Origin of the sequence: Microcystis sp. M44BS1 (assembly GCF_020244875.1) — a bacterium.
Taxonomy (GTDB): Bacteria; Cyanobacteriota; Cyanobacteriia; order Cyanobacteriales; family Microcystaceae; genus Microcystis; species Microcystis panniformis.
In genome coordinates this window covers 1-5,862 of record NZ_JADBVM010000032.1, presented here as the reverse complement: position 1 = coordinate 5,862, position 5,862 = coordinate 1, and the positions used below count along the sequence as shown (strand labels likewise).

Annotated in this window: 4 protein-coding genes and 1 pseudogene; 2 read left to right on the top strand and 3 right to left on the bottom strand. The window is 44.7% G+C overall.

All coding sequences use genetic code 11. From position 1 onward, the window contains the following. The first annotated feature begins 301 nt into the window (after nt 1–301). The gene (gene rnc / locus IM515_RS01785; protein WP_002772252.1) at nt 302–1,006 is read left to right on the top strand and encodes a ribonuclease III; all 705 of its coding nucleotides are present in this window, start codon (nt 302–304) and stop codon (nt 1,004–1,006) included. Between the two features lie 16 nt (nt 1,007–1,022). Here the strand turns inward: rnc and IM515_RS01780 are convergent, their stop codons facing one another. Next, nucleotides 1,023–2,093, bottom strand: coding sequence for a WD40 repeat domain-containing protein (locus IM515_RS01780; RefSeq protein ID WP_287627594.1), 1,071 nt, complete (start codon nt 2,091–2,093; stop codon nt 1,023–1,025). Between the two features lie 87 nt (nt 2,094–2,180). Then, nucleotides 2,181–2,474, bottom strand: coding sequence for a hypothetical protein (locus IM515_RS01775; protein WP_287627593.1), 294 nt, complete (start codon nt 2,472–2,474; stop codon nt 2,181–2,183). 818 nt (nt 2,475–3,292) lie between these two features. On the opposite strand from IM515_RS01775, the gene IM515_RS01770 reads away from it, so the two are divergent. Continuing rightward, complete coding sequence (locus IM515_RS01770) at nt 3,293–5,533, top strand: glycoside hydrolase (RefSeq protein WP_287627592.1); 2,241 nt, start codon at nt 3,293–3,295, stop codon at nt 5,531–5,533. Between the two features lie 221 nt (nt 5,534–5,754). On the opposite strand, the pseudogene IM515_RS01765 reads toward IM515_RS01770, so the two are convergent. Continuing rightward, a pseudogene (locus tag IM515_RS01765) lies at nt 5,755–5,862 on the bottom strand (IS1 family transposase); the annotation flags it as partial.

The window sequence follows — 5,862 nt, the reverse complement described above, 5'->3', positions numbered from 1 at the left end:
TTTTGTACCAAGCTATGTACTACAAGAAGGATAATGCAAGGTTTTTGAAAGTCCCAATCCTATTTTCTTGCACTAACATCGGACTTTAACAGGTCAAAAGCTTTATTTTAAAAGGGTTTTACCATTATTCAGCAAGCCCTATTTATTCTCCCCCCGCAATGCGCACGAAGTGGTCTCCCCACACCCCACACCCTACACCCCACACCCCACACCCCACACCCCCCCTGCCCCCCCGATGTCGGGGGGGTTGGGGGGGTCACACCCCACACCCCACACCCCACACCCCCTTCTTCCCGCTCCCATGTCCTTAAGTGATCCCCGTCGCCAAAAACAATTAAAAACCCTAGTGGAAAAGCTGGGTTTATCAGCTGATGTCCCCGTCAGGTGGGATTTATTGGATTTAGCTCTAACTCATCCCAGTGTTTCCCGTGATAAGAATTATGAACAATTGGAATTTGTAGGCGATTCTGTGGTAAGACTCGTGGCGGCGGAGGTATTGTTAGAAACCTATCCAGAGGCGCTCGTGGGAGAATTTGCCGCCCTGCGATCGATGATGGTTAGCGATCGCACTCTGGCGGAATTTGCGGATCGCTACGGTTTCGAGCGTTATTTGTTGGTGTCAAGTAGTACGAGTATCGATCAAGCGGGGCGAATTTCCCGACTAGCAGATGCTTTTGAGGCGGTCTTGGGAGCATTATATCTTAGTACACAGACGATGGTTTTAGTGCGTTCTTGGTTAGATGAACCACTGCGGGAAAAAGCGGCCGAAATTCGTCGAGATCCGGCCCGCCAGAATTATAAGGATGCCTTGCAGGAGTGGACACAAGCAAAATACAAAAAACTGCCGCAATATTTAGTAAAAGAAATCAATGGTTTAGATCAAGAGCGTTTTTGTGCGGAAGTGTGGTTAAATGAGCAGAAATTAGGAGTGGGAACTGGCAGAAGCAAAAAAGCAGCGGAACAGGCAGCAGCTAAATCAGCTTTTCTAGAAGTGGTTAAAGGCTAAATGGGGGCATTTTTGCCTAACGGACGAATTGCCAGAGGCGAATTTTAAAATCATAATTACCACTAGCCAAATACTGCCCATCGGGACTAAAAGCTAGAGATTCCACCCAGTCGGAATTATTATCAAACCAGGCTAACTGTTTACCCGTCGTCACATCCCATAAACGCACACCGTCATTACTGGCACTAGCGAGAATTTGTCCGTTAGGATGGAGTGCGAGGGAACGGATTCGGGCTGTATGACCGATGAGGGTAAATAATAACTGATTATTGCTCGTATCCCAGATTTTAATCGTGCGGTCTAAACTACCCGTAATTAAATTTTTACCGTCGGGAGTGTATAAAAGCTTGCTAACCGCTTGGGGATGGGCGGAAAATTTTGATAAAAATTTGCCCTCGCGGATGTCCCAAAAATGTACCTCACCATTTTCATGACCACTAGCCAGGGTGACACCATCGGATTTCATTCCTAGGGAATAAACAAAATTACCCACCCAATTTAAACGATAGAGGGGACGGCGGGGGGGTTGCACTGTCCAGAGGCGAATTCCTTCCAAACCACCACTAATTAACGTTTTACCATCGGGAGTAACGGTGAGGGCGAGGACAGTATTACCGTGTTCGAGGGCAATTCCTAAATACTTGCCTTCCACCAGATTCCAAAAATTAATGGAACCATCTAAACCGCTACTAACTAATAATTTTTCGTTGGGAGTAATAGCTAAAGCTTTGACGCTGGTTCTTTGGGCGCGAGTTTGGGAAACTTTTTGACCTGTTTTTACTGACCAAATTCTCAGGAGAGGATCCGTATCACTACCACCAGCGAGAACAAATTGGTTATCGGGGCTGAAAATCACAGCATTAGGGGTGGATTGTTGCCCTTCTAAGGTTTTAGCGAGGGTAAGTCTGCCTAAACCTTCTACTAGGATAGTTTCTGGGTTTTTTTCGCCACTTTCAGCGGCGGGTTTAGGGGGGGCAATAGGACTTTGGGCCTGACTAAGCTGATGTTGCCCGATTGTCAGCGCGGTTAGGACAGTGACCACAATTGCCCCGACAAGTTTCTCCCCACCCATAAATCGGAATTTCATAAATTTACTTGAATATTAACAAATGAACGGTGCTATAGATTCTAGCCTTTGAGGGGATTGATTGCCAAGCAAGGTGGGATTTTTGAGCTAAGAAGGTCGATTTTTTTCGTTTTTCAGGGTTGGTAAAGCTACTTGACTCGATTGGGGCGGTAAATAATATCTCGCTGCTTCTTCTGTGTTGATTTGCTTGGTTTTTTGGCCCTGTTGCCACCGGGCGAAGATAGCGATCGCCATAATCGTTGCCCCTAAAGATAGCAGTGTCCATCTTTGTCCTAGAACCCCGATGATGACATCTACTGCCGCTACGGTAAAGATAAAGCTAGTTATTGGTTCTTGACGGTAAGCTTTCTTGAGAAAACGCGGCCAGAGGAGATTACTCATTTTATCTATTATTTCTACGGTTTCGATAATTCCAGCTTATCCTAAATAGTTGGACAAAGGTAAAGTTAACTGTGGAGTCAGGAGTCAGTAGCCGGTCGTCAGTAGCCGGTCGTCGGTCGTCAGTAAGAATTGCGGCAATTTACATTTCTTAAGATAGACAACAGAATTTAAGTAGGTGGGTGGAATTAAATATAAGATGAACGTAGGTTGGGTTGAAGCATGAAACCCAACGCCCGATTATGTTACGCTACCGCTAACCCATCCTACAAATAATTGTGCCTCCCTACTTATGTCCGACTACTTATCATCCTAAAAAATGTTGTTGATCGGGTGATGGGGGGTTTTTCAGTGAACAGTAATCAGTAATCAGTAATCAGTAATCAGTGAACAGTATATCTCCTGCAAAAATCAAAAATCTTCCGTTAGGCAAGGATAATTCGAGACAGGAGGATAAAAAAGACAACAGACAGCTATCAAAACCATAAAACCTAAGATTATGCCAAATTTATCTTAATTTTTAGATATTTTAACCCGATAGCGGCTTGATAACTGACTTTTGCAGGAGGTCTAGTAAACAGTGAACAGTAAACAGTAAGGCCGAATAATATTAGGGATTCTACTGCTGAACTCCCAATACTCATCACCGGAGAATCCGATCCTTTAACAAATACAAAGAGACGATACCCCCTCAAAACCCGTTGATAGGATTATGGTAGTGACCGAAATCAACTTTTAAGAATCTATAACAGGCTTTTTGTCCACTATTATCTAAATAACGGACAAAAAGCCTGTTATATGCACTTTTTCTCGGTATTATCATGACCTATCCTCTCTACGTCGCTTTTATTTGGCATCAACACCAACCCCTCTACAAATCCTGTCAAACTCGCACCGATGCTTCGGGACAATATCGCTTACCCTGGGTGCGACTGCATGGGGTGAAAGATTATCTCGATTTAATCCTGATTCTAGAACGTTACCCGAAATTACACCAAACAGTCAACCTTGTCCCCTCTTTAATCCTGCAATTAGAGGATTACGTCAATGGACTAGCTATAGACCCCTATCTTGCTCTCACCGTCACCCCAGAAGCGCAATTAACCCTGGCACAAAAACACTTTATCCTTGAACACTTTTTCGATGCTAACCATCGTACCCTGATCGATCCGCACCCCCGTTACGCCCAATTATACGCACAGCGTCAAGAAAACGGTCATAGTTGGTGTATTAGCCATTGGAATCTGCAAGATTATAGCGATCTCTTGGCTTGGCATAACCTCGCGTGGCTCGATCCTATCTTTCACAGTGACCCGGAAATCGCTACTTGGTTAGAACAGGGAAAAAACTTCACTTTAAGCGATCGCCAGCGAATTATCTCCAAACAGCGTCAAATTCTGCGTCGCATCTTGCCGCAACATCGGTTAATGCAGGAAACTGGACAACTAGAAATCATTACCAGTCCCTACACCCATCCGATTTTACCCCTGCTGGCCAACTCGGAAGCCGGCCGGGTAGCGGTGCCAAATATGACCCTTCCTCGCCAATATTTCCACTATCCTGAAGATATTTCGCGCCATCTCCGGAAAGCTTGGCAAATCTATATCGATCGCTTTGATAAACAACCTCGAGGACTTTGGCCCTCGGAACAATCCGTTAGTCCCGCAATTCTCCCCGCAGTCGCTAAACAGGGTTTTCAGTGGTTATGTTCCGATGAGGGGGTGTTAGGTTGGTCCCTGGGACATTACTTTCATCGCGACGAAAAGGGCAATATTAGCGAACCGGAATTGCTTTATCGTCCCTACCGTCTGGAAACTAGCAACGGCAATTTATCGATGGTTTTCCGCGATCATCGTCTCTCGGATCTGATCGGATTTAGCTATAGTGGCATGAAAGCGCAAGAGGCCGCTACAGACTTAGTTAAACACCTAGAAGCGATCGCCGAACAACTGAAAACCAACGCAGAAACCACGACGCTAGAAAAACCCTGGTTAGTTACCATTGCGCTAGATGGCGAAAACTGTTGGGAAAACTATCATCAAGACGGTTTACCCTTCCTAGAGAACCTTTATCAACTTTTAAGCGACCACCAAGCGATCGAATTAGTCACCGTCTCGGAATATCTCGATCGCTTTCCGGCTAATGCTAAAATCCCTGTCAATCAACTTCATAGCGGCTCTTGGATCGATGCCAATTTTACCACTTGGATCGGCGATCCCGCTAAAAATAAAGCTTGGGAATATCTAATTTTAGCCCGTCAAACCCTCGCTAATCACCCGGAAGCGACGGAAGATAATAACCCCGACGCGTGGGAAGCATTGTATGCAGCGGAGGGTTCCGATTGGTTTTGGTGGTTTGGTTATGGCCATTCCTCCAATCATGACGCAATTTTTGACCAACTTTTCCGTGAACACCTGATCGCTCTTTATCAAGCTTTAAATGAGCCAATTCCCTCCTATTTGCTCGAACCGGTGGAAGAACACGGAGATAAACAAAGTAATCGTCCGCTGGCTTTCATTCACCCCATTATCGACGGTTTTGGTGACGAACAGGATTGGGATAAAGCTGGACGGATCGAAATTGGTGGCGCCAGTGGTACAATGCACCGGACTTCCTTAGTACAAAGGCTCTTTTTCGGTTGGGATCACCTCAATTTTTATCTGCGTTTCGATTGGAAACCGGGGGCAGAATTAGGCAAAGATATCCCCGCAGAAGTGCATTTATATTGGTATTATGATGAAGTGCATCGTCTGCAAAGTCCAATTCCCCTAGCAGATATTCCCCCTCGATCGCCCCTCGATTACGGTTATCATCATCATCTAGGAGTTAATTTAATTACGGAATTTACTTGGTTAGAAGTCGCTCAAGAATATTTTACTTGGCAACGAATTCCTAGTAGTGCCAAAGCTTCTTTTAATCAATGTTTGGAAATTGCTGTCCCCTGGGAAGGATTACATATTGAACCCGATGCTCGTCTCCATTTAATCGCAGTTTTAGCCAATCAAGGTCAATACTATGATTTCCTCCCCGTTGAAGAATTAATCTTCCTGCAAAGACCTTAAATTAGTAATCAGTGATCAGTTATCAAACGTCAGCAAACCCTAGTTAAGTACCTAAGCAAAATTAAAATAAGGCTTTTGACCTGTTAAAATCCGATGTTAGTGCAAGAATATAGGATTGAGACCTTCAAAAACCTTGCATTATCCTTCTTACAGTATATAAACTGGTACAAAAAAAGAGGGCAACAAAGCCTGGGTGGTGATTCGGTAGTAGTGATGGCGGCTTAATCCTTTGCCAGCTGTGCGTTGTAGTCATGGATAAAATACCAAACAGCCCCAACGTGATTCTCCATTTTTTTAGAGAAAGATAGACTCTCTCTCACCAGCCGAGA

Coding starts and splice junctions, on each gene's coding strand:
- IM515_RS01780 (WP_287627594.1), bottom strand. CDS start 2,093: ATGAAATTCCGATTTATGGGTGGGGAGAAACTTGTCGGGGCAATTGTG.
- rnc (WP_002772252.1), top strand. CDS start 302: ATGTCCTTAAGTGATCCCCGTCGCCAAAAACAATTAAAAACCCTAGTG.
- IM515_RS01770 (WP_287627592.1), top strand. CDS start 3,293: ATGACCTATCCTCTCTACGTCGCTTTTATTTGGCATCAACACCAACCC.
- IM515_RS01775 (WP_287627593.1), bottom strand. CDS start 2,474: ATGAGTAATCTCCTCTGGCCGCGTTTTCTCAAGAAAGCTTACCGTCAA.